This window comes from Bradyrhizobium tropiciagri (genome assembly GCF_018130545.1).
In the GTDB taxonomy this organism is placed as follows: Bacteria; Pseudomonadota; Alphaproteobacteria; order Rhizobiales; family Xanthobacteraceae; genus Bradyrhizobium; species Bradyrhizobium tropiciagri_A.
Map to the genome: position 1 here is coordinate 101730 of NZ_JAFCKF010000014.1, position 18215 is coordinate 119944.

General features: G+C 59.7%; 28 protein-coding genes and 1 pseudogene. 11 read left to right on the top strand and 18 right to left on the bottom strand.

Features of this window, described 5'->3' with window-relative positions; all coding sequences use genetic code 11:
• Window positions 1-123: 123 nt before the first annotated feature.
• The 4 genes from JQ616_RS38080 to JQ616_RS38095 form a co-directional block, all read right to left on the bottom strand.
• Window positions 124-279 carry a DUF2934 domain-containing protein gene (locus JQ616_RS38080; RefSeq protein ID WP_212023316.1) on the bottom strand — a complete coding sequence of 52 codons (156 nt, stop codon included), beginning with the start codon at window positions 277-279 and terminating at the stop codon, window positions 124-126.
• Complete coding sequence (locus JQ616_RS38085) at window positions 276-2417, bottom strand: catalase (protein ID WP_212023317.1); 2142 nt, start codon at window positions 2415-2417, stop codon at window positions 276-278. The genes JQ616_RS38080 and JQ616_RS38085 overlap by 4 nt, the downstream gene beginning before the upstream one ends.
• Before the next feature lie 363 nt (window positions 2418-2780).
• Window positions 2781-3197: a DUF1236 domain-containing protein gene (locus JQ616_RS38090; protein ID WP_212023318.1), complete on the bottom strand. Its 417-nt coding sequence runs from the start codon at window positions 3195-3197 to the stop codon at window positions 2781-2783.
• Window positions 3198-3292: 95 nt separating this feature from the next.
• Window positions 3293-3481, bottom strand: coding sequence for a hypothetical protein (locus JQ616_RS38095; protein WP_100956130.1), 189 nt, complete (start codon window positions 3479-3481; stop codon window positions 3293-3295).
• Window positions 3482-3635: 154 nt separating this feature from the next.
• Between JQ616_RS38095 and JQ616_RS38100 the strand changes: the two genes are divergently transcribed.
• Window positions 3636-3830: a hypothetical protein gene (locus JQ616_RS38100; protein ID WP_212023319.1), complete on the top strand. Its 195-nt coding sequence runs from the start codon at window positions 3636-3638 to the stop codon at window positions 3828-3830.
• A 932-nt stretch (window positions 3831-4762) separates the two neighbouring features.
• Here JQ616_RS38100 and JQ616_RS38105 read toward each other — a convergent pair.
• The 4 genes from JQ616_RS38105 to JQ616_RS38120 all read right to left on the bottom strand — a co-directional run bounded on the left by JQ616_RS38105 (window position 4763) and on the right by JQ616_RS38120 (window position 6077).
• The gene (locus JQ616_RS38105; protein ID WP_100951589.1) at window positions 4763-4942 is read right to left on the bottom strand and encodes a hypothetical protein; all 180 of its coding nucleotides are present in this window, start codon (window positions 4940-4942) and stop codon (window positions 4763-4765) included.
• Complete coding sequence (locus JQ616_RS38110) at window positions 4939-5163, bottom strand: hypothetical protein (protein WP_212023320.1); 225 nt, start codon at window positions 5161-5163, stop codon at window positions 4939-4941. The genes JQ616_RS38105 and JQ616_RS38110 overlap by 4 nt, the downstream gene beginning before the upstream one ends.
• Window positions 5164-5210: 47 nt before the next feature.
• A complete protein-coding gene (locus JQ616_RS38115; protein ID WP_212023321.1) occupies window positions 5211-5534 on the bottom strand; it encodes a hypothetical protein in 324 nt (107 codons plus the stop codon).
• Window positions 5535-5621: 87 nt separating this feature from the next.
• Window positions 5622-6077 (bottom strand): Hsp20 family protein, encoded by a 456-nt coding sequence (locus JQ616_RS38120; RefSeq protein ID WP_212023322.1) that lies wholly within the window; start codon window positions 6075-6077, stop codon window positions 5622-5624.
• A gap of 1335 nt (window positions 6078-7412) precedes the next feature.
• On the opposite strand from JQ616_RS38120, the gene JQ616_RS40000 reads away from it, so the two are divergent.
• Window positions 7413-7562, top strand: a complete 150-nt coding sequence (locus tag JQ616_RS40000) for a zinc finger domain-containing protein (RefSeq protein ID WP_371682839.1) — start codon at window positions 7413-7415, stop codon at window positions 7560-7562.
• On the opposite strand, the gene JQ616_RS38125 is transcribed toward JQ616_RS40000, so the two are convergent.
• Both JQ616_RS38125 and JQ616_RS40005 read right to left on the bottom strand, forming a co-directional pair.
• Entirely contained in the window at window positions 7559-7816 is a 258-nt protein-coding gene (locus JQ616_RS38125; protein WP_212023323.1) for an integrase core domain-containing protein, read from the bottom strand. The two genes, JQ616_RS40000 and JQ616_RS38125, sit on opposite strands and share 4 nt — an antisense overlap.
• Window positions 7809-7970: pseudogene (locus JQ616_RS40005) on the bottom strand (integrase core domain-containing protein); the annotation flags it as partial. The pseudogene JQ616_RS40005 and the gene JQ616_RS38125, both read right to left, overlap by 8 nt.
• Before the next feature lie 65 nt (window positions 7971-8035).
• On the opposite strand from JQ616_RS40005, the gene JQ616_RS38130 reads away from it, so the two are divergent.
• On the top strand, window positions 8036-8281 hold the full coding sequence (locus JQ616_RS38130) for a DUF6894 family protein (protein ID WP_212023324.1): 246 nt from the start codon (window positions 8036-8038) through the stop codon (window positions 8279-8281).
• Window positions 8282-8488: 207 nt separating this feature from the next.
• On the opposite strand, the gene JQ616_RS38135 is transcribed toward JQ616_RS38130, so the two are convergent.
• Window positions 8489-8818 carry a hypothetical protein gene (locus JQ616_RS38135; RefSeq protein ID WP_212023346.1) on the bottom strand — a complete coding sequence of 110 codons (330 nt, stop codon included), beginning with the start codon at window positions 8816-8818 and terminating at the stop codon, window positions 8489-8491.
• 364 nt (window positions 8819-9182) lie between these two features.
• On the opposite strand from JQ616_RS38135, the gene JQ616_RS38140 reads away from it, so the two are divergent.
• Genes JQ616_RS38140 through JQ616_RS38150 form a run of 3 tightly spaced genes read left to right on the top strand, consistent with a single transcriptional unit; the run spans window position 9183 to window position 10075 of the window.
• On the top strand, window positions 9183-9449 hold the full coding sequence (locus tag JQ616_RS38140; RefSeq protein WP_212023325.1) for a hypothetical protein: 267 nt from the start codon (window positions 9183-9185) through the stop codon (window positions 9447-9449).
• Entirely contained in the window at window positions 9442-9750 is a 309-nt protein-coding gene (locus tag JQ616_RS38145; RefSeq protein WP_212023326.1) for a hypothetical protein, read from the top strand. The genes JQ616_RS38140 and JQ616_RS38145 overlap by 8 nt, the downstream gene beginning before the upstream one ends.
• A gap of 46 nt (window positions 9751-9796) precedes the next feature.
• Window positions 9797-10075, top strand: a complete 279-nt coding sequence (locus JQ616_RS38150; protein WP_212023327.1) for a DUF1488 domain-containing protein — start codon at window positions 9797-9799, stop codon at window positions 10073-10075.
• Window positions 10076-10219: 144 nt separating this feature from the next.
• On the opposite strand, the gene JQ616_RS38155 is transcribed toward JQ616_RS38150, so the two are convergent.
• Together JQ616_RS38155 and rpsU are read right to left on the bottom strand one after the other, a co-directional pair.
• Window positions 10220-10429, bottom strand: a complete 210-nt coding sequence (locus JQ616_RS38155) for a hypothetical protein (protein WP_212023328.1) — start codon at window positions 10427-10429, stop codon at window positions 10220-10222.
• Between the two features lie 231 nt (window positions 10430-10660).
• Window positions 10661-10939: a 30S ribosomal protein S21 gene (gene rpsU, locus JQ616_RS38160; RefSeq protein WP_212023345.1), complete on the bottom strand. Its 279-nt coding sequence runs from the start codon at window positions 10937-10939 to the stop codon at window positions 10661-10663.
• A 440-nt stretch (window positions 10940-11379) separates the two neighbouring features.
• Here rpsU and JQ616_RS38165 point away from each other — a divergent pair, with 440 nt between their 5' ends.
• The 3 genes from JQ616_RS38165 to JQ616_RS38175 all read left to right on the top strand — a co-directional run bounded on the left by JQ616_RS38165 (window position 11380) and on the right by JQ616_RS38175 (window position 12204).
• Window positions 11380-11589, top strand: a complete 210-nt coding sequence (locus JQ616_RS38165; protein ID WP_212023329.1) for a cold-shock protein — start codon at window positions 11380-11382, stop codon at window positions 11587-11589.
• A gap of 97 nt (window positions 11590-11686) precedes the next feature.
• Window positions 11687-11929 carry a transcriptional regulator gene (locus JQ616_RS38170; protein WP_212023330.1) on the top strand — a complete coding sequence of 81 codons (243 nt, stop codon included), beginning with the start codon at window positions 11687-11689 and terminating at the stop codon, window positions 11927-11929.
• A gap of 41 nt (window positions 11930-11970) precedes the next feature.
• A complete protein-coding gene (locus JQ616_RS38175; RefSeq protein WP_249137843.1) occupies window positions 11971-12204 on the top strand; it encodes a hypothetical protein in 234 nt (77 codons plus the stop codon).
• A 41-nt stretch (window positions 12205-12245) separates the two neighbouring features.
• Here the strand turns inward: JQ616_RS38175 and JQ616_RS38180 are convergent, their stop codons facing one another.
• The 4 genes from JQ616_RS38180 to JQ616_RS38195 all read right to left on the bottom strand — a co-directional run bounded on the left by JQ616_RS38180 (window position 12246) and on the right by JQ616_RS38195 (window position 15354).
• Window positions 12246-12428: a hypothetical protein gene (locus tag JQ616_RS38180; protein WP_100951601.1), complete on the bottom strand. Its 183-nt coding sequence runs from the start codon at window positions 12426-12428 to the stop codon at window positions 12246-12248.
• 191 nt (window positions 12429-12619) lie between these two features.
• Entirely contained in the window at window positions 12620-12997 is a 378-nt protein-coding gene (locus JQ616_RS38185) for a response regulator (RefSeq protein ID WP_212023331.1), read from the bottom strand.
• A gap of 13 nt (window positions 12998-13010) precedes the next feature.
• On the bottom strand, window positions 13011-15047 hold the full coding sequence (locus JQ616_RS38190) for a GAF domain-containing protein (RefSeq protein ID WP_212023332.1): 2037 nt from the start codon (window positions 15045-15047) through the stop codon (window positions 13011-13013).
• 139 nt (window positions 15048-15186) lie between these two features.
• Window positions 15187-15354 carry a DUF3606 domain-containing protein gene (locus JQ616_RS38195; RefSeq protein WP_100951604.1) on the bottom strand — a complete coding sequence of 56 codons (168 nt, stop codon included), beginning with the start codon at window positions 15352-15354 and terminating at the stop codon, window positions 15187-15189.
• A gap of 474 nt (window positions 15355-15828) precedes the next feature.
• On the opposite strand from JQ616_RS38195, the gene JQ616_RS38200 reads away from it, so the two are divergent.
• A complete protein-coding gene (locus JQ616_RS38200; protein ID WP_212023333.1) occupies window positions 15829-16035 on the top strand; it encodes a hypothetical protein in 207 nt (68 codons plus the stop codon).
• A gap of 354 nt (window positions 16036-16389) precedes the next feature.
• Here the strand turns inward: JQ616_RS38200 and JQ616_RS38205 are convergent, their stop codons facing one another.
• Complete coding sequence (locus JQ616_RS38205; protein ID WP_212023334.1) at window positions 16390-16593, bottom strand: hypothetical protein; 204 nt, start codon at window positions 16591-16593, stop codon at window positions 16390-16392.
• Between the two features lie 452 nt (window positions 16594-17045).
• Here JQ616_RS38205 and JQ616_RS38210 point away from each other — a divergent pair, with 452 nt between their 5' ends.
• Complete coding sequence (locus JQ616_RS38210) at window positions 17046-17855, top strand: transglutaminase-like domain-containing protein (protein ID WP_212023335.1); 810 nt, start codon at window positions 17046-17048, stop codon at window positions 17853-17855.
• Window positions 17856-18215 lie beyond the last annotated feature (360 nt).

Below are 18215 nucleotides of genomic sequence, written 5' to 3' on the forward strand. Positions count from 1 at the left end.
AGGTTCCTCGGCGAGCGACCTGCTGACTTGGCCGTGCAAGGGACGCTTGGGCTCAGCGAAGTGCGGCTGGCTCAACCGCGCGGAGGGGCTGAACGATCGACGCTAGCAGGCGAAGGGCGCTGGCTATTCCAATCTGTCCCGAGGCGGCTCAGGCGCCGCCTCCGTGCGGACCTCGCGCTCCGCTTGCAGCCAGAAATCCATTTCCGAACCGTCGGTTCTGCCGCTTTGCTCCCAGAGCTCGTAGGCGCGTTGTCGAATCTTGTCTTCCAGGCTGCTCATGACCTGCTCCCTTTCTCGGGCATCTTGACGTTGGGCTCGCGTCCCCAGACGCGCAGCTTGGCGAGGCCGTCGACAAACGATTTGGCACCCTTGGCGCCTTCCAGGACGACACAGCCTTCATCGAGATCTTCGGTGGCGATGCCGGCCTTCGCGAGCAGCGGCAGCGCAGAGCCGACGTAGCCGATGAACTTGCAGTGAGCAAAGGCGTCGGCGACAAAATCCCTTGCCGAGGAATCCTGCAGCAGATCGTCGATGGCTGCCTTCGCCGGCAGCAGGGCAACGGCATCGTACAACACCGAGGGCCCGCCATCGATCATTTGATCGGCGTCGATCCAGCTGCCGTCGCTCGCCTTGGCGCCCGTGACCGTCGGCGCGATGATCTCGTATGTCGCTCCCGCCTTGTCGAGCGCGCCCTTGAGTGCGTGAAGCAGGCCGGCATCGGTTCCGTCGGAAACCAGTATACCCAGCTTCCGGCCCTCGAAGCGCTCGGGTCCGTTCTCGACAATGCTCAGCGCCGGCGAAGGATCGAGATCCTGACGCGTTGGCACGGCCGCATCCGCGGGCTTCGGCATCTTCGGCAGACCAAGCTTGCCGCCGACCGTTCTAGCCAATGTCTCATCGATGTTGAGGAGATGCGAGACCATGCGTTCCCGGATCGCGGGCGTCTTGACCTTGCTGAGCTCGAACGTCAATGCGGCGGCGATGTGCGCCTGCTCTCCCATGGTTTGACTGATGAAGAACTGACGCGCCTGGCTGTAATGGTCCGCGAAGCTCTCGGCCCGCAGACGGCGTTTCGGGCCTTGTTCGACGTCGGCGAACGACGCGAAGCCGCGCTGTGGTGACTCTCTTGGTCCTTCACCGAAGGAGTTCGGCTGGTAGTTGGCGCGCCCGACCGGATTGCGCATCGCCATGTGACCGTCCTGCTGGAAATTCGCGAACGGACATTTCGGCGCATTGATCGGGATGTGCGTGAAGTTCGGGCTTCCCAGCCGCTTGAGCTGGGTGTCGAGGTAGGAGAAGTTGCGTCCCTGCAGCAGCGGATCGTTGGAGAAATCGATCCCCGGCGGAACGTTCTGGGTCATGAAGGCGACCTGTTCGGTTTCCGCGAAGAAATTGTCGGGCATGCGATCGAGCACCAGCCGTCCCACGGGGACCGGCGGCAGGATCTCTTCCGGTATCAGCTTCGTCGGATCGAGCACGTCGAATTCGAAGGAATCGGCGAAGTCCTGATCGAACAATTGCAACTGGAGTTCCCATTCCGGGAAGTTGCCGGACTTGATCGCGGTCCAGAGATCCCGGCGATGGAAATCAGGATCGGCACCATTGATCTTGACGGCCTCGTTCCAGACCACCGACTGCATGCCCAATTTGGGCTTCCAGTGGAATTTGACGAATGTCGACTCGTTCTTCGCGTTCACAAGGCGGAAGGTATGGACGCCGAAGCCTTCCATGAAGCGGAACGACCGCGGAATGGCGCGATCGGACATCACCCACATGATCATGTGCATGCTTTCGGGCGTCAGGCTGATGAAGTCCCAGAAATTATCGTGAGCCGATTGCGCCTGCGGAAAAGCGCAGTCAGGCTCTTCCTTGACCGCGTGGATCAGGTCGGGAAACTTGATGGCGTCCTGAATGAAGAAGACCGGCATGTTGTTGCCGACGATGTCCCAGTTGCCTTCCTGAGTGTAGAGCTTCACGGCGAAGCCGCGGACGTCCCGGGCGAGGTCGACCGAACCCTTGCTTCCGGCCACGGTTGAAAACCGGACAAAGGCAGGCGTCTTTTCTCCGGCGCGCTGGAACAGGTCGGCTCTGGTGTACTTTGAAAACGGCTTGTAATTCTCGAAGTATCCGTGCGCGGCATAGCCGCGCGCATGCACGACCCGCTCGGGGATTCTTTCGTGATCGAAGTGGAAGATCTTTTCCCGAAAGTGGAAGTCCTCAAGCAGCGTCGGGCCGCGCGGACCGATTTTCAGGGAGTTTTGATCGTCGGAAACCGGACCGCCCTGTGCTGTCGTGAGCACGGCTGTTTTGCCTGACGCGATCTGATGAAGTTCGCCTCCCTCACCAACTTCAAGCTTTTGATCGTGGATGGTCGCCATCTCGCCTGATTTGCGAGATGCTTTCGTTTTCTTCGCCATTGTTTGGTTTCCCGGAGACGGAGTTGAGGAATCCCTAATCCGGCGAAGTGGGGTGCGTTCCTATTTCGAGCGCAGGCGCCATCCATCATCTGGCTTCGACGTTGCGCGAGGCGATCCGTCTGTCGATCAGGGTCGGTGAAGTAGAACGGCGCACCAACAATGCGGCAGGCGCCCCGACCAACACAAGAGGGCCGCGGCCGCGTTCCAAACAAAACAACGCGGCCTCGGCTCCGATTATCCCGAGGCCGCCAAAGTTGTCCACGCTCGTCTTCCCCGCCCGCACCTGGTCGGGGTCATGCAAGGTCAGCCCCGGCGCAGCCCAGGCACGTACATGTGCTTGATGACGAGCGGGACTGAAGCTGGTCACTCTACGATTTCGACAATACGGTGTGTGCGAGGATCGACCAGCACCGTCCGGCCATTGACCACGGTGTAGCGATAGTCATGCGTGCCATATTCCGGCGGCACGTCGTAGTAGGTTACGCCTTCGCCCGGAAGGTCGGCGCCGACCCTCACTTCGCCGTCGTAAGTGTAGGACGGATAGTGCCGCTCGGCCACATAACTGCGAAAGCGGGGCCGTTGGTCGATCCCCAGCACGCCGTTCACGCCTCCAACGACGCCACCGATTGCACCGCCAACCACGGCACCGACCGGCCCAGCGGCGCGTTCGCCCTCCCGGGATCCGCGTTCGATTCCGCCGGGGACGCCCTGTGCCGCGGCGGCAGCGGGCAGCAAAACGATTGTGGCAAACGCTGCCGCGACCAGGGAATATCTTTTCATTGCGTAACCTCATTGTTGGAGAGCCCACGACAAGTCGGGGCACAACCAATGGTTCCCGCAATGCATTCAGCGCGCGGAGATCGAATGCGGCAGGCTCACTTCACGCGGCGTCCCTTGAAAAAGCCTGCATTGGTCGTGTTCTGCTTGATGTTGGCAGTCTCACCCTGTTCAGATGAGTTTTGGATGTCGCGATGACCTTTTGACGTGTCGCGTTCGGCTTCAGCATTCTGCTTCGGGCCTTTCGTGCTCTGATTGCCTTTCGGGATGGGTGGCATTTTGCTCATGTCAAACACCTCGCTCAAGTTGAATGCGCCAGCATAGGCGTTTCTCGGGGGCAGCGAGTGAAAGCATTTTCCTGGCAATTTCTCGGGCGGAGGAACCCTGGGGTCATCCGGGGACTTGGTGGCGGCTGGGAGCTGACGACAAGGATACACGATCATGGCACGAGACGAGCACAACAAGGCCGCGGAACACCACGAGAATGCAGCCAAGGCCCACCGATCGGCTGCGGAACATCACGGCAAGGGCGATCATGCCAAGGGCAAGGAGCACGCCTCCACCGCCAAGCAGCATTCGCAGACTGCCCATCAGCACAGTGATGAGGCGCACTCCAAGAGCCAGCAGCAGAAGTAATCTGTAGGGATAGGCCCGGCTGAAGCCGGGCCTATCTTTACAAGTCCTTGACCGATGTTACGAGGGCGCATCCAGGTAAGCTGTTTGGGCAGTTCGAGGCTCATGTCAGCATATCCGGCATCCCGGGCCGGTCCATGCGCTTCGGCAAATCATCGCCCTGGGCGCAGCGCTCGAATCGCAGCACTGCATTCCTGGCGGGCGCCGACCTGCATCCTCGATCAGCCAACTGCCCCCGCTGTCGTTGATGCCGGCCCATCTCGCTGTATTCCCTGAAGTGTCGATGACGAGCAGTTGGTCATCAAAGCCCAGAAGCCGATGCAGGCGGTCTCTTATGTCATCTGCGCCATCTACGCACTGGACGATCTAGACCGTTTCAAGACGATGCCACCAGGCGCCCAGCAATTTTATTGTCTCGCCGAGTTCGCCATAAGCAGTTCCTCGCGCCGGATGGATGTCATAGACGATGAGATATGTTGCGGCTCTGTCGGTTGCTTCAAGCCCTCTCCCTGAGGGCCTGATGTTCCGGTCCATTGCCGCTGCCGTCCGAGAGAAGCCATTCAATCTCGGTGTGCGCGGCACCGCCGCCAGAGCCAGCATTTGTGCGATGTAGCACAACCACTGGCAGAACCACAACGTTCTAAGCCGCGGGCAACTTCGATGCTCTTAAAGCTCTGATGCTCGTGCGTTCTTGGACAAGCGATGACTCCTCCTAAGCCGGCCCGGCGGAATGCGAGCGACCCGTGAGGCGCTGGCGCAAAGCAAGAGAAATAACGCGCGCTGCGCCTTGTACCTTGCAGCATTGTGACTGCATTCCGAGCCGCGGATCAGAGAATGCCCGTCGGTCGTAGACACAGACCACTTCCACCTGCTGCGCCCACGCCGCTTCAGCACGATGTCGAACGCCGCGAAGCGGTCATCACTCGGCTGATAGTTCATGCCGCGAACCTGGCCGGGAAGCCGTCGCGGAGCTTGTCCAGCAGCCGCTGCTCGCGCTCGATCCGGCTTCTGTAGAGTTCAGCTTCCTTCTCGGTCTTTGCTCGCGCCAGCAGTAGGCGATAATGGCCGATAATCTTTTCGCTGCCCTGGATCAGCAATTCTCGAACGTCGGTCATGAAACCACCCTCATGCTCGACAAGGAAGAGAATTCCTTCAAAGAAGGAAATGTCACCGGAAAGGTCTCGGTCATTAGAGCATCGAGCGCGGTCTGCTCGTCGGCCATCCGCTTCTCAATGAACTCACGGTCGAAGTCGGACAATTCCGACCGGAGCAAGTCTCGAAAGCGATGGATGTTGTTGCGGTGGGTACGAATACGAGCCAAGTTCGCTTCGAACATTGTTTCCATCCTGATTGTGATAATCCGTCCGAGTCCTGTTCTTTGCTTCAGGCCGCCGTACGCCGTTCGGTCGATCGCAGCCGCATGGGCTTGCCGCCGGGCGGTGGCGCCGGGCCGCCATCCAACGCGCGAAGCGCCTCCAGGATCTCGTCGATGGTCACCGGTGCTTTCAGCCCTTCGGGAGCGCGCAACGAGGGGCAGGACGCGATCGCGGAAGCGTCGGATGCCCATGAAGCTAGGATGGCGCGCTTCTCCGCAAGGGTAAGACCCGAATGAGAGACCACGTCCCTCGGGTGCTCGAATCTGATGCCGCGATGAAGCAGGTAGTCGAAATCGAAAACATTATGGTCGAGCGCGGTCGTCGGCCGCATGGCTGCCTCCATTCGAGACGAGTTGAGGGAGGGCCGCGTGGGAAATCCCGCGCGGCCGAGATCGAACCTGTCCACCGGGTCCGGTAATCAGGCGGCCTTGGCTTCGATCTGAGCTACGTTGCTTGTAGTCGCGCCGTTGATCTCGATCCGGCGGGGCTTCATCGCCTCGGGGATCTCGCGAACTAGGTCAACGACGAGCAGGCCGTTCTCGAAGCGGGCGCCCTTGACCTCCACGTGGTCGGCGAGCGTGAACTGACGCTTGAAGTTGCGCGCCGAGATGCCGCGATGCAGGAAGGTCTTGCCTTCCTTCTCCGACCTGCGGCTTTCGAGCGTCAGAACGTTCTGCTCGACGGTGAGTTCGACTTCATCCGGCTTGAATCCGGCCAACGCGACCGAGATCTGGAAGCGGTTCTCGTCGAGCCTTTCAATGTTGTAGGGGGGATAGCTCTCTTCGCCCACGCGCTGGGCGGCTTCGGCGAGGTCGAACAGGCGGTCGAATCCGATGGCCGACCGGAACAGGGGCGAAAAATCTACAGTGCGCATAGCCAGATCCTCCTGGGAGCAAAATGGTTACGAGCGGCACCGGACACGTCCGGTGCCCGTCTCAAGTGGCGGGACCCTATGGCATCCCGGTCACCACGATGGTGACGCCGAAAGAATTTAGAATCCGGGAAATAGTTTCAAGGGGGCCGCGGAAATTTTTTTCGGCAAGACGGGATGGTTAATCTGTCGCCCCGACGACCCGTCAGTCCCGTCACACCGTACAGCCCCTTCAGCCGTTTCTCTATCCTGTCCCCATCGGCATCCGAAGCGCCGCGGGCTCCTCGCCGCCGAACATGCCCCTCCAGCCTCGGTAGGCTTGGCCGATGCTTTAGCGTGGGTCGCGAGGGACGTATTGGGCTCCGGACGGATTGGCCGCTGACGGAGCGCCGACTGGCCGACGAGACCCACTTCGGAGTCGGATCACTGAGGCCACGATCTGCGCGGTTCGTTGAGATCTGAACGATGCCGAGCAGCATGCGAGCCTGCGTGATCCGGGCTCTCAGAGACAAGGCTTTGACCTGGCCTTCTTCAGCTCCTGAAAATCGCCCACGGCGGTCGTCCGTCACGAAGGAGCCAACGCCAATACCTTCGACGTAGGCATTGCCGACGAGTGCCTCGACATTCTCTGGTTCCAGCGCCAGGGCCTTCTCAAAGACGTTCTTGGCTGATGCCAAGTGCTCGGGGGCGGGGCCCCTGTTGACGGGCGGTCTCCCGAAAATACAGGTCCATCACATCGCGATGAACCGCGCTCTTGGCACGCAGTGCCTCGGCCGCAACGAGAAGCATGCCTTGGCCATGGCGCGCAATCTCCAACCCCGATCTCCCGTTTGCCGAACCGAGGTCACCGCCGGCAAGCGCCATTCTTCAAAACTTGAATTGCGGCGAAGTTTTCGTGGTGGGATTGCGGCACACTGAGAGTATAGTCAGTGCATGCAAGACGCCCAGGTGGTCTTCGAAGCTGAACGGGTCTCTGCCGGCAATTGGCGGCTTGTGTGTCATTGCCCTGGCGGAAAGATCGAATACATAACTGGGTTCTTGGACGAGCAATCGACCAAAAACTGGCTGGCGACCGAACACCTTGACTATTGGCTCAAGGGAAGAGGCTATACGGCATGAGCAGCCACTCCAAGCGTCCACGCGACGTCGATTGAAAATTCTGGCAGCGCCAGTCGTGCTTACTCTGCATCTTGTCTACGCTAACGCACGGAAGCGCCCCGGCACTGGCTCCGTGGCCCCAGGGGTGCCGGGGTCGTCTGCTCTGCTGGCGATCGATGAGAAGGGCTGCCGTTTCCTGATGACTATGAGCCGCCGAAAGAGGCCGCCAGAAAGTGCAACATGCAGCCTAAAATCAAAGAGCATATCTGCCCGAATTGCAATGGAACGGGCTTCCCGGCCGTCGTGCAGTCGGTAAAGCCGGGTTACAAAATCTTTCCGGCCAAATGCGAGGCCTGCGATGGCAAGGGAAGGGTCACGGAAGACAATTAAGGCCGCCTAGACACGGCCGCCCGGTTGAAAATCTTACGGGCGGCGCAGCCGTTCAGGCCGAGAGGGTACCAGCAAAATCCCGGATCGTCTGCTCTGGGTTTGGCCCCTGTTGTGCCGGGTTGCAAACTCGGTCGGTGTGAGCCGTTGAGGCTCCTGTGTGGTCGATTGGTGTTGTGGGCGATCCGCCATTCCTCGATGATCTGACGAGCCTCGTTGAAATCGACGAACAGGCTTTCGTTGAGACGCCGCGACACGCAGGCGGCTGTTGATGCTTTCGACGAAGCCGTTCCGCATCGGCTTGCCGGGCGCGATGTAGCGCCATTCCGATCCCGAGTTCCTGCTGCAAAGCGACGTTGCTGCCCTGCAACCATATGGCCTCAACCCTGTTGTCCTACCATCACCGGTCAAGCTTCATGCGGAGACATCGGTGGCTGAGAGACATGTAGGGCTCCCGCCTGCCCCGGGAGGGCCTGATGACGCGATACTATTTCGATCTCCTGGATGAGGACGGCCTGTTCATTGACGAAGAGGGCCTGGAATTCTCGGACCTTCGAGCCGTGCAAGCTGAAGCGGCGAAGTCACTGGCCGACATGGCTCGGGAGGCGGTGCATGGCTCACCAGGTCTTTCAAAGCGGCATATGATGGTTGATGTACGAGACAAAGTCGGCCCGGTGATGCAGGTCCGGTTCAACTTCGAGGTCGAAAAGATGAAACAATAGGCGCCCCGTTATCTCGATGGATTTGCCTATCGCTCGGCGAGCGGTGGAACGCGGTCCGGCTTCCATTGGTTATGAAGGGAGGGAATCCCAACTGGCGGTCGGAACACGACTGCAATCCCGACACTCTTCGATCATCGAAAGAGAGTAACGCCCTCGCGGGCGCCACAATACCGGTCAAGCTCCTGGCACTAGCTTGTTTGCCACGGCTTACTTCTTCTTCGAGGGCCCGAAATCCGGTTGCCAAGCGGCCTCTTTCCGGCTCGGTGCCGCCGCTATAACCTTGGCTTTTTCCTTTTTCGGCTTCTTGGCTTCGCGATTTCCGCGTTGCTGTCCCTTCGCCATGACGTCCATCTCCTGTTGGGGGGTGAGCTCGTGAAATTCATTCGACTGTAGAACGCGCCCGCGCGGTGTGCATACGCGAACGTCCGTATAACCCTCGCGCAGCAGCTTACGCGCGATACGCAGCGCAAGCGTTGCGCTGCCGCGGCCGAGATTGGCACTGCCATGCGCGTTGGTCCCCGTGATGAGGTACCGCACGCGCGTTGTCCTAGCCATTAAGGACGGCTGCAGCACACACCAGAAGCAAAAGAAACAGCGGAACGATCACCGGCGGGACGATCCATTCCGAGGCGAGAAAGCGGGACATAGGGCGCTCCTGCAACTCTATCGGCGGGAGCGCACGCAACCCTCAGTCACCGGTCGATGCCGTCGAGACGCGCGGTGATGCCACACCCTACGCCTCCGCCGCGCCAATAGCGAGCGCTAATACGCCGCGCATGTGCGAGAGCGCCCTTGGGCGCCAGCGCGCAACAACGGTGAATGTGCTGGCTATTGTCTTGCGATCGGCGCATGCTGGTCGCTGCAGGTCGGTTGGGCCCCAGCTGCAAGAAGGCAGGCGTGCATGACCATCCGCTCACGGCGAGAGACCGTCACGTTCAGGCATCCGTTTCGAATTCGCAGTATCGAGCGGCTGCTGCCCGCCGGCGCTTACGAGGTCATCACTGACGAGGAGGCGATCGAAGGGCTCACTTTCTCGGCCTACCGCCGCATTGCCACGATGATCGTCGTGCCCGCGGAAGGCGCCCACAACTCCATGGAGGTACTTTCGATCGGCTCAGTCGACCTTGCCAATGCACAAGCTGCGGACGCGAGTGCAAGCGATGACTGACCACCCGGTCGATCTCGACAAGCATCGCGGGATGGCTGCACAGAAGGCGACCGATTTGCGCCGCGCTCTGGCCGAAGTCGAGACCCACGCAAGGGAGCTGCGCGAACGTGAATCCGAGCTCGAACACCGCATGATGTCGGCGCCTGCCGCCTCGTGGCCGGAGGCAGCAGTCAAGGCGCGGCATCTGCTTAACCTCTATGCCGCAAGCTTGCCTGCTGAAGATACCAGACACCGCGCGCTGGTCGCGAAGCTGCTCGACGATTTCACCAGGCTCACGGAGGTAGACCGCGGGAGCAGCTAGCAAGAGTTGGCGCTGTCACGGAATCATTTCGTAAAGGAGCAAGCCCATGACGCTGACGAGCGGTCGCTATATTGGCCATGAATACGACAGGATGATCGTCCTGTTTTCGATGCAAGACGGCGCTAAGGAAGTATCCTGCGCAATCTCGACTTCCGCGATGGACTTTCTCGAGGGCGGCAAGCAGATCCGTTCCGAACAGCGCGAAGCCCAGTTCATTCGCCTGCGCGATCGCATCGAGGCGTGCGCGGCGAGCAAATATCGAGCGACGGAGCTCGAAGGAAATCCGAGAGGAATCGTGCTGCGAGGCATCGATTTCAGAACATAGATGCCTGCTGTTTCCTGCTGCCCAAACAAATCGTCCGCAAAGTCTGCCAAGGCGAAGATTCGACGATGCTGTTTCGTCGATTAGACGCATGACGCTTGTGAAGCAGCGTCGAGGGTGCCAGGACGACGCCGAGGCACCCGTCCCTTAGCTATTGGTCTTCTTCGTCGAACGATCGACGCGGACGGTTCGGAATTCTGCAGGCCCTTCAACCAAGCGCCGCTTGCGTATCGCTTGATCATCGGCACTGGCACGATTATCGGCCTTATGGTCGATTGCAGCGCCAGCCAGATGAACAGCACGCTTGCGCTGGCTATGAATGCGACGAGCCGTCGTATCGTCCTTTGGTTTCGCCATCCAAACCTCCTGGGATTGAAGAACCGGCCTGACGGGTGGCACGCGCCCCGACCAACATATCTGGCTGTACCAACCAGGCCCCTGCATCCGAGACCCACCGACCGCCTCGCTGGGAGTTCGCCGATTCATGATCCACGCTTTCCGTCGCGTCACAATCGGTAACGAGAGTTGCAATAGATCGATGACGCCAAGGTTCCGTCGATGCCCGGCGTTCTTCCGATCGCGAGACGTCTAAGCGCGCTCCTTGCTGGCGACCTGCGGCAAAGGTGGTTTACGTTCCGGAAGCTTCTTCTTCGGGGGTGCCGGCAGCAAGCCTTCCCTGATGGCCTGTTTCCGAGCGAGCTTGCGGGCCCGGCGAATGGCCTCGGCTTTTTCGCGGGTCTTCCGCTCCGAAGGCTTCTCGTAGGACCGTCGCTGCTTCATTTCCCGGAAGACGCCCTCGCGCTGCATCTTCTTCTTCAGAACACGAAGCGCCTGGTCAACATTGTTATCGCGAACAAGTACCTGCAAATGAAACTCCTCGCTGGGCTGCGAACGCGGCAGGTCCCTGCATGCAGCCAGTTGCGCAGGAAGCTCGTTGTAATTTTGAGAATGATAAAACGGCGGCATGTCTTCGCCGACGTCGAACGCGCCGGGCTGTTCGTCACGGCATCCAGTTCGGTGTGAGTGACGGGACCACTCCCGGACAGCCATGTCAATCGATAAAGCGCTCATCTTACGATGACGAGGCCCTTCGAAACTGCTCGAACGATACCCAAGGACGCTCTTGCAAAACAAACTTGCTCGCCATCCTTGTAAAAGTGAGAAAGCTGCGTATATTGCAGCTATTCGATTAGCCGCTGTGCCTTGTTGAACGCGCCCGCGGGCTCCTTTTCCAAAGACATCGACGAAGTTGAAAGATGCCGCGTGATCGCCACGCGGAACGCGCCCGTGCGCTTTGGAGAATGAAAATGACGACAGGCACTGTTAAGTGGTTCAACGGCCAAAAGGGCTTTGGGTTTATTCAGCCGAGCGACGGCAGCAACGATGTGTTCGTTCACATCAGCGCGGTCGAACGCGCTGGTCTTTCCGGTCTGGCCGAGGGCCAGAAGGTCAGCTACGAGGCCAAGACCGACAAGATGCGAGGCAAAGTCAGCGCTGAGAATCTCTCGCTGGCCTGATCTTGCGGAGCCGTTTCACGGATGTACTGAAACGGCCGCTCTGCCCGCTCGATCTCCGGATTGAGCGGGTTTTGTCCGTGCCAAGGTGTGATGGGAAATGAGCGCCAGGAAAGCAGCTGAGCCGTCGCCCGAAAGCATCGCGCGCTTCAATCGCAAAAGACTCGCGGCTGAAGACGGCGCGCGGGCATTGTTGGATGTCGAAAAGCAGGCCACCGACATTCGGAAGAACATGGCGCGACTTCGAGAACTCCGCGAGACCAAGGAGGCCGCTGACGCCGTTCTCTCGGCATCCTTGCCCACGCGCGCGCCGACGAAACGCAGAAGCAAGCCGGCTCGATAGCCGATTACCGCAGCGGCCGATGCGTCTGCGAACGTAGTTTAATGGCAATGGGGCGGATTGTGCGTAGAGCCAAGTCAGACGGCAGCGGAACGATCACGTTTTCCCTTGCGCTCGGCGCAGCGCGCCAGATCTGCAGGCTAACCACGACATTTCAGACCGACAAGCAAGCGTTCAGCTATCTTCACAAATATCGGACCGAGTTCGAGCAAATGGCGCGGATGCGCCTCGCTTCAGGCGAGCTCGAAGACGGGATCGTCGTGCTCTCAATGCTCTAGTCTAGGCTAGGACGAGACCGACAGCGCCTACTGGCACTATGTTATTCCGCCCCGTCTTTCGATTTGCCTTCACGCGCCAAGCGTTCTGCTTTCAAGCGAGCGAGATTTTCGTGAAAGGATCGTTGCGACTTCGCGTAATCGCTCATTGGTGTTTCGCCTCCAATCGTCTTGAAGGCATTGTTGGCTTGCTGCAGAAGCCGAGCATTCGCTTCACTCTTGATCATTTTTGCCTCTCAGGGTTTGTTTGCGTTCTGGCCATGCAGGCGTGCTGCCACGGCTTGTCCAATTGCGGGCTGTGGCCGGCCAGGACAATTTGACCGGGGATCACGGCATCCCGAAGCGCGTCTGGCACGCATGGCTCGACCATAACACGAGCGAACTTCCGGGCAGCAAGTCATTGTTGGAGGTTCGTGTCTCATCCTACAAATTTCTTCATCGCTGCGACCACAACCTTCTCGTTGTACGGCTTGGAAAAGAACATGCCTCGTACAGGGAGATCGACTTCAGACGCGTCGACGTGGCCGGACGTCAAGATGATGTCGATCGGCGGCCATCGGTTGCGGATGAGAGCCGCAAGCTTCATCCCGTCGATGCCGCGCGGCATGTCGATGTCGGAAAAGACGATGCGAATATCGAGCCGCGCCTCCAGAATGCGGACGGCTTCGGTCGCATCGGCGGCTTCGACCGGCTCAAAGCCGGCTTCCTCGACCATATCGACAGCCGCCATTCTCAGCAGCGGTTCGTCTTCGACGACCAACACGAGAGGCCTGCATCTTCCGTTGTAGGCTGTCATTGGTTCTCTCCCGTCAAGGTTGTTGCACCTGAGAGAGAGGGGCTGAGAAGTCAGCTTCGAACCCAGTAGACAGGTAACGAAGCGCAACGCCTCCCGTTCCGATGAGACCCATTTCGATCAATCTTGATCCGAAGCCTTTTACGGACGGGTTCGCCACGGTTGGACCGTTCGCCTCCCGCCATCTCAGCGTCAGCTGGTCTTCGTGGACGTTCCAGGAAACCGAAACGCGGCCTGTCGGTCGGGACAATGCCCCATATTTGAGAGCATTGGTCGAAAGCTCGTGAAGCAGAAGGGACATCGACAGCGTCGCCCGCGCGCCAAGCTTGACCGCCGGACCGGAAATATCGAACCTATCGATAGCCTCGATAGCTCCGAGGACGCTCCTTACAACCTCGTATATTTTAGCTTCCGTCCAGCGTTGCTGCAGCAACGCCATGTGAGCGGACGACAGTGCCTGCAGGCGCGCACTGAACGCCTCAATCGGAGCTTGGTCCGGAACCGAGCGCAGCGTCTGCCTCGCAATCGCCATCACCATCGCCAGCGTATTCTTCATACGATGGCTGAGTTCGAGATTGAGGACGTGCTGCAGGGCTTCCGCGTCAAGTCGCGCGACACTCGCCGCCACACGGTCGCCGGCATTGCTGAGGAAGGCAAGGTCCTCGTCGGTCCAGGCCCGGGGGTCGGCTGCGTGCACGAAGTACAGCGCAGTGGAGCCGTCGTGGTCCTCGATCGGTATCACGGCCATGGATCGGACCCCCAGTCCGGTCAACCTGTCCCGCGAACGCACTGATTGAGAAGGGGAGAGTACGTCGGAAACGATGATCGGGCGCTTGCCGCTGATGACGGCGTCGAGATTGCCGAAATCGGATAACAGATGGCGGCCGGCCAGGCTCGCGAAGCCTTCGGCGGACCAGTCCTTCTCGATAGTGATGTACTCCCTGGCTGCGTCGACGCGTCCGAATCCGGCCCGAATGGCGTTGAGGGCATTCCCGATGATCTCAGACGCGGCAGCGGTCGTATCCGGGACCTTATCGAGCGATCGCAGCCGATCGCCGATGGACAACAGGGCGTCGCGCTGGACTTCAGCGCGTCGGCGATCCGTAACGTCATTGAACAAGATGGCGACCAGATGTGCACTCGGATCGCCGACGCGAAAGGCATGGACGTCATACCAGCGGCCGCTCAGCGCCCTGGCTGGATTCTCAAAGCGAACGGATTCTCCCGTCTTGGCGACCTGTCCGTAGATGTCGAACCAGTGCTGTTCATGATCGGGCGCGAGTTCGCGCATCCATCTGCCCTCGGCCTCGGTTAGACCGGTCTGCCGGGCGAAGGCTGGATTGATCTCGAGGAAGCGATAGTCCTTGGCAACGCCAGCTGCGTCGAACGCAAGCTCAATGATGCAAAATCCCGACTCCAGCGAGTTGAACAGCGACCGATATCTGTCGTCGGCGAGGCGACGGGCGGCCTCAGCGCTTTTCCGCTCGCGCATTTCAGCTTCGAGCAGCATGGTGTGGGCGTGCTGGAGCCCGATCACACGGCGCATTTCGAGTTGATTCATCGCGAGCCTGGCCAGCACTTCCAGCGTCAATCGTTGATGGTCGGTGATGCCTTCGGGGCGCGGCTGGCGATCGAGCACGCAGACGGTGCCGAGCGGGAGGCCTTCCTCGGTTTTCAGCAGGGCGCCAGCATAAAAGCGAAGCCCGCCTGCTGCGGTGACCAAAGGATTGCGGACGAATCGATCGTCCAAAAGAGTGTCGGGAACGACCATGGTGTCGCCCTGCAGGATGGCGTGGACGCAGATCGAGACGTCGAGCGGAAGTTCACGAGTCCCGATTCCGACTTCTGCCTTGAACCACTGCCGGCCATTTGCAATCAGGTTCACGACCGCGATTGGCGCGCCAAAAGTGTCCGCGGCCAGCCGCACGATATCGTCGAAATCAGGCTCCCTTGGCGTATCGAGGATTCCGTAACGCTCGAGGGCGGAGAGCCGGTCCCGTTCGTCCCACTCCCGCCCTGCGTCTACCCGCTGGGCGGCGTTAATGTCGTTCATATTTTGGCATCTTGTCAGACCCACCAGATCAGCGCCTTCAGCAATAAGTGCCGCTCCACCGACCGATGGTCAATCCAGTCTGTTACTGCGCCACGTGATTTGGTGAGCAGCCAAGGTGGTCCCGCAAGATGAATGCGGGTCAGTTCGCGGCTTCCTTGACGAGCGCTGCGATCGAGTTTCCGGATTTCCGGATCGCCGTCATCAACTGCGCCTCCGAAAGCTTGAGGCGCTTGCGTAGCACCTTTACCTGAACCTTGTCCTTCAGATCGATGGCATTGCGGAACGAGGCAGCCTTGCGCCGGAACATCGCGTTGTCTTTCGATGGAGGGTCAAGCTGTACCCTGCAGTGGGTACCGACGTGCCGGAAGGCGATGGAGCGGCTGCCAGAGCTTTACTAAAACCGTCGTTTACAGATGAGCAACGCTTGGCGCCTGCCGATGTTCCCGCCTTCCCAGGCGTTCTTGCAGTCGCCATCAGCGCGGACGTCTGGCGTCCAGGTGACCGCCCCGCGCCCGGTCCGATCCGCTTCCTCGTGGCATTCCGGAGCGCCTTTGTCTTCCGCGAAACGAGCCACTCCCACGTGATGGCTCGGTCGGAGCGCCCGCGGCGGGAGCAATCGCATTCGGATGCCGGCCCTCACGTGGTCAGTGTCGTCGCCGACGACCTCCAAATGAGGTTGTTTTCCTTCAAACGTCGCCGCAACTGATATAGCTTGCGGTTGTAACGGGGTATCACGGTGTCCACGGCAAGAGAATTCGTAGAGTTTTGGCTGAAGAACAGCGTGCATGCTGACGAGCAATTCAGTGTGCGGCGCGGTCGGCCCGAGATTGAGGAACTGGTCCGACGCTTGTTGACAGCCGCCAAGGATCAAGGCTTCGCACAAGAGCAAATCGAAGCGCAGCTGGGCGGCGACATCTACGATTACATCCGCAGCAGTATCGATTCACAGAATGCGCAAGAGACCTCACGATTGAAGCGGGATTCTTGACGCGGCAGACTCCGCCCTGCGGAGACGCCGGGAATTGCCGGCCATCGTCGTTCTCAGGGCAACATTCGCCCAACGGGCCTGAACCTATCTTCCCCCCGGGGAGACAGACCTATAACCGGGATTTTGTTCGTTCCCTCTCGGGGCTGGAGAAGCGCCGTCCGCATCTTTTCAAGTGGGCGGCGTAACTTTTCAGAGCCGACGCATTGAGTTTCCTCGTCGAAGAAATCGGATGCCTCGTCTGGCACCCTTGTCCGCTCACGGCGTGAACAGGTGCCATGGCCGATCCAGATGAAAGGCAGCTGCGGGCCTTCAGCGCTGTGAAAGAATCCACCGGCTGAAGTAGATCGAATGACTTTAGTGGGCCGTAGCTGGAATTGTCTCGATCACGCACATGTCCTCGCGGCGTATCGTCACAGACCGCCCCGTCTCCCTGGCAATCTTCCAAGCCACCTTCTTTGCGGCATCCTCATCAGTATACTCAAGTATAATGATGCTGCCTTTTCCGTCGAAAGCGACAGGATTCGACACGTTGATGATGATCAGCGGAGCTTTCTGCATTATTGCGATCGCGGAAGGCTGGGGGACATCAGCCACTGTGTGAGGTGAGCGGCCGTTTCATCATTCCGAGCTTTCCTCAGCAGTGCTTCTCGCACTCGCCCCGGAGGCAACTGCCTCGCCTGCGTCCTGAGTGCTTTGGCTTCTTGGCTAAGACGTTCTTCGAGTGAATGAATCTGCTTAAATCGCCGCCGCCGTTGCTTCATCGCTCCTCTCCAACGACTTTGCCAACCAAAAACGGAATGCATAACATTCCTGAAGTAGCATGGTTCCTATCGATCTGGCTTGGAGCTCAAGTTGATCTGACGATCTCCGGCAATGTTCGGCCAGCTTGGCGAACCGAACAATGGCGCGTCGTTCCGTGGGTCACAATGAGGCGCGGGCTCGCTAAGCCTTGTTTTCGGAGATTCCTTCCCCACCTGCCATAAGGGTCGTCGCAAAGGAGCGCATTTCGAATGAAGATCAATGTCGGATTCGAAATGCTCTACGATTTTTCGCAGCCGACCCCGATGATCATGGTGTTGGGCACTCACTTTTCTCGCGCGTCAGATGTCATCGTCCCGGATTCCCTGACAACCGAGCCTTCGGTGCCGATTACGCCGTACCGTGACCTGTTCGGAAATTGGTGCAGCCGGATCGTTGCGCCTGCCGGGCGAATACGTCTGGCAGCCGACGGTTGCGTGCGCGACAGCGGGCTGCCCGACCCGGTGTCTCCATCGGCTGGACAACACGCAGTAGAGGACCTGCCTGCTGATACCTTGGTCTATTTGCTCGGAAGCCGCTATTGCGAGACAGACCGGCTCACCGACATTGCCTGGAACTTGTTTCAAGACACGCCGCCAGGTTGGGCGAGAGTGCACGCAATCTGTGAATTCGTGCATCGTCATATCAGCTTTGGATACGAACATGCGAGATCCACCAAGACGGCATTCGAGGCATATCGAGAGGGTAAAGGCGTGTGCCGCGACTACGCGCATTTGGCCATCGCGTTCTGCCGCTGCATGAATATCCCGGCGCGTTACTGCACCGGCTATCTGGGCGACATGGGCACTCCAAAACCCTGGGCCGCAGGCGATTTCGCCGGCTGGTTTGAAGCTTATCTCGGGGGCAGGTGGCACACCTTTGATCCCCGCAATTTCGTGCCGCGGATCGGCCGCGTCTTGATTGCGCAGGGGCGTGACGCCGCCGATGTTCCGATCACCCAAACATTCGGGCCGAACTCCCTGATCAGCTTCAGAGTGTGGACGGACGAGGTCGCCGGGTAACCGACAGCCCGACCTTGAGCAGATAGTCGATATCGCCCCGGCCACATCGCTGCGGAGGCGCCCGGGATCGCAATGGAGCTCAGGTTTGCGCGAGCGCGGAGAGGTAAGTTCGGGCAGCGACTTAGCACGACTGCGTTCTTCCTGATAGCGTGAACGCCCAATTCGAGGCGCGTATGTCCTCGCTCAAGCTCGATACCCGGATGCAGTCACCTCCGCTCGGACCCTTCCTTGGGCTGGGCCAGGCGGCCCCCGACGCGCTCACTTGGCCGTCTACGCCTGCGACTGTCAATCGGCTTGCAAATTTGACCCCTCATCGGCGTCCAATTTTGACCCCTTCGAGCGGCGGGGTTTGGCGGTAGC

Bases quoted from the DNA above. Each gene is read 5' to 3' on its own strand.
- JQ616_RS38080 (WP_212023316.1), bottom strand. From the start codon at position 279: ATGAGCAGCCTGGAAGACAAGATTCGACAACGCGCCTACGAGCTCTGG.
- JQ616_RS38085 (WP_212023317.1), bottom strand. From the start codon at position 2,417: ATGGCGAAGAAAACGAAAGCATCTCGCAAATCAGGCGAGATGGCGACC.
- JQ616_RS38090 (WP_212023318.1), bottom strand. From the start codon at position 3,197: ATGAAAAGATATTCCCTGGTCGCGGCAGCGTTTGCCACAATCGTTTTG.
- JQ616_RS38095 (WP_100956130.1), bottom strand. From the start codon at position 3,481: ATGAGCAAAATGCCACCCATCCCGAAAGGCAATCAGAGCACGAAAGGC.
- JQ616_RS38100 (WP_212023319.1), top strand. From the start codon at position 3,636: ATGGCACGAGACGAGCACAACAAGGCCGCGGAACACCACGAGAATGCA.
- JQ616_RS38105 (WP_100951589.1), bottom strand. From the start codon at position 4,942: ATGACCGACGTTCGAGAATTGCTGATCCAGGGCAGCGAAAAGATTATC.
- JQ616_RS38110 (WP_212023320.1), bottom strand. From the start codon at position 5,163: ATGTTCGAAGCGAACTTGGCTCGTATTCGTACCCACCGCAACAACATC.
- JQ616_RS38115 (WP_212023321.1), bottom strand. From the start codon at position 5,534: ATGCGGCCGACGACCGCGCTCGACCATAATGTTTTCGATTTCGACTAC.
- JQ616_RS38120 (WP_212023322.1), bottom strand. From the start codon at position 6,077: ATGCGCACTGTAGATTTTTCGCCCCTGTTCCGGTCGGCCATCGGATTC.
- JQ616_RS40000 (WP_371682839.1), top strand. From the start codon at position 7,413: ATGCAGCCTAAAATCAAAGAGCATATCTGCCCGAATTGCAATGGAACG.
- JQ616_RS38130 (WP_212023324.1), top strand. From the start codon at position 8,036: ATGACGCGATACTATTTCGATCTCCTGGATGAGGACGGCCTGTTCATT.
- JQ616_RS38140 (WP_212023325.1), top strand. From the start codon at position 9,183: ATGACCATCCGCTCACGGCGAGAGACCGTCACGTTCAGGCATCCGTTT.
- JQ616_RS38145 (WP_212023326.1), top strand. From the start codon at position 9,442: ATGACTGACCACCCGGTCGATCTCGACAAGCATCGCGGGATGGCTGCA.
- JQ616_RS38150 (WP_212023327.1), top strand. From the start codon at position 9,797: ATGACGCTGACGAGCGGTCGCTATATTGGCCATGAATACGACAGGATG.
- JQ616_RS38155 (WP_212023328.1), bottom strand. From the start codon at position 10,429: ATGGCGAAACCAAAGGACGATACGACGGCTCGTCGCATTCATAGCCAG.
- JQ616_RS38165 (WP_212023329.1), top strand. From the start codon at position 11,380: ATGACGACAGGCACTGTTAAGTGGTTCAACGGCCAAAAGGGCTTTGGG.
- JQ616_RS38170 (WP_212023330.1), top strand. From the start codon at position 11,687: ATGAGCGCCAGGAAAGCAGCTGAGCCGTCGCCCGAAAGCATCGCGCGC.
- JQ616_RS38175 (WP_249137843.1), top strand. From the start codon at position 11,971: ATGGCAATGGGGCGGATTGTGCGTAGAGCCAAGTCAGACGGCAGCGGA.
- JQ616_RS38180 (WP_100951601.1), bottom strand. From the start codon at position 12,428: ATGATCAAGAGTGAAGCGAATGCTCGGCTTCTGCAGCAAGCCAACAAT.
- JQ616_RS38185 (WP_212023331.1), bottom strand. From the start codon at position 12,997: ATGACAGCCTACAACGGAAGATGCAGGCCTCTCGTGTTGGTCGTCGAA.
- JQ616_RS38190 (WP_212023332.1), bottom strand. From the start codon at position 15,047: ATGAACGACATTAACGCCGCCCAGCGGGTAGACGCAGGGCGGGAGTGG.
- JQ616_RS38195 (WP_100951604.1), bottom strand. From the start codon at position 15,354: ATGTTCCGGCGCAAGGCTGCCTCGTTCCGCAATGCCATCGATCTGAAG.
- JQ616_RS38205 (WP_212023334.1), bottom strand. From the start codon at position 16,593: ATGCAGAAAGCTCCGCTGATCATCATCAACGTGTCGAATCCTGTCGCT.
- JQ616_RS38210 (WP_212023335.1), top strand. From the start codon at position 17,046: ATGAAGATCAATGTCGGATTCGAAATGCTCTACGATTTTTCGCAGCCG.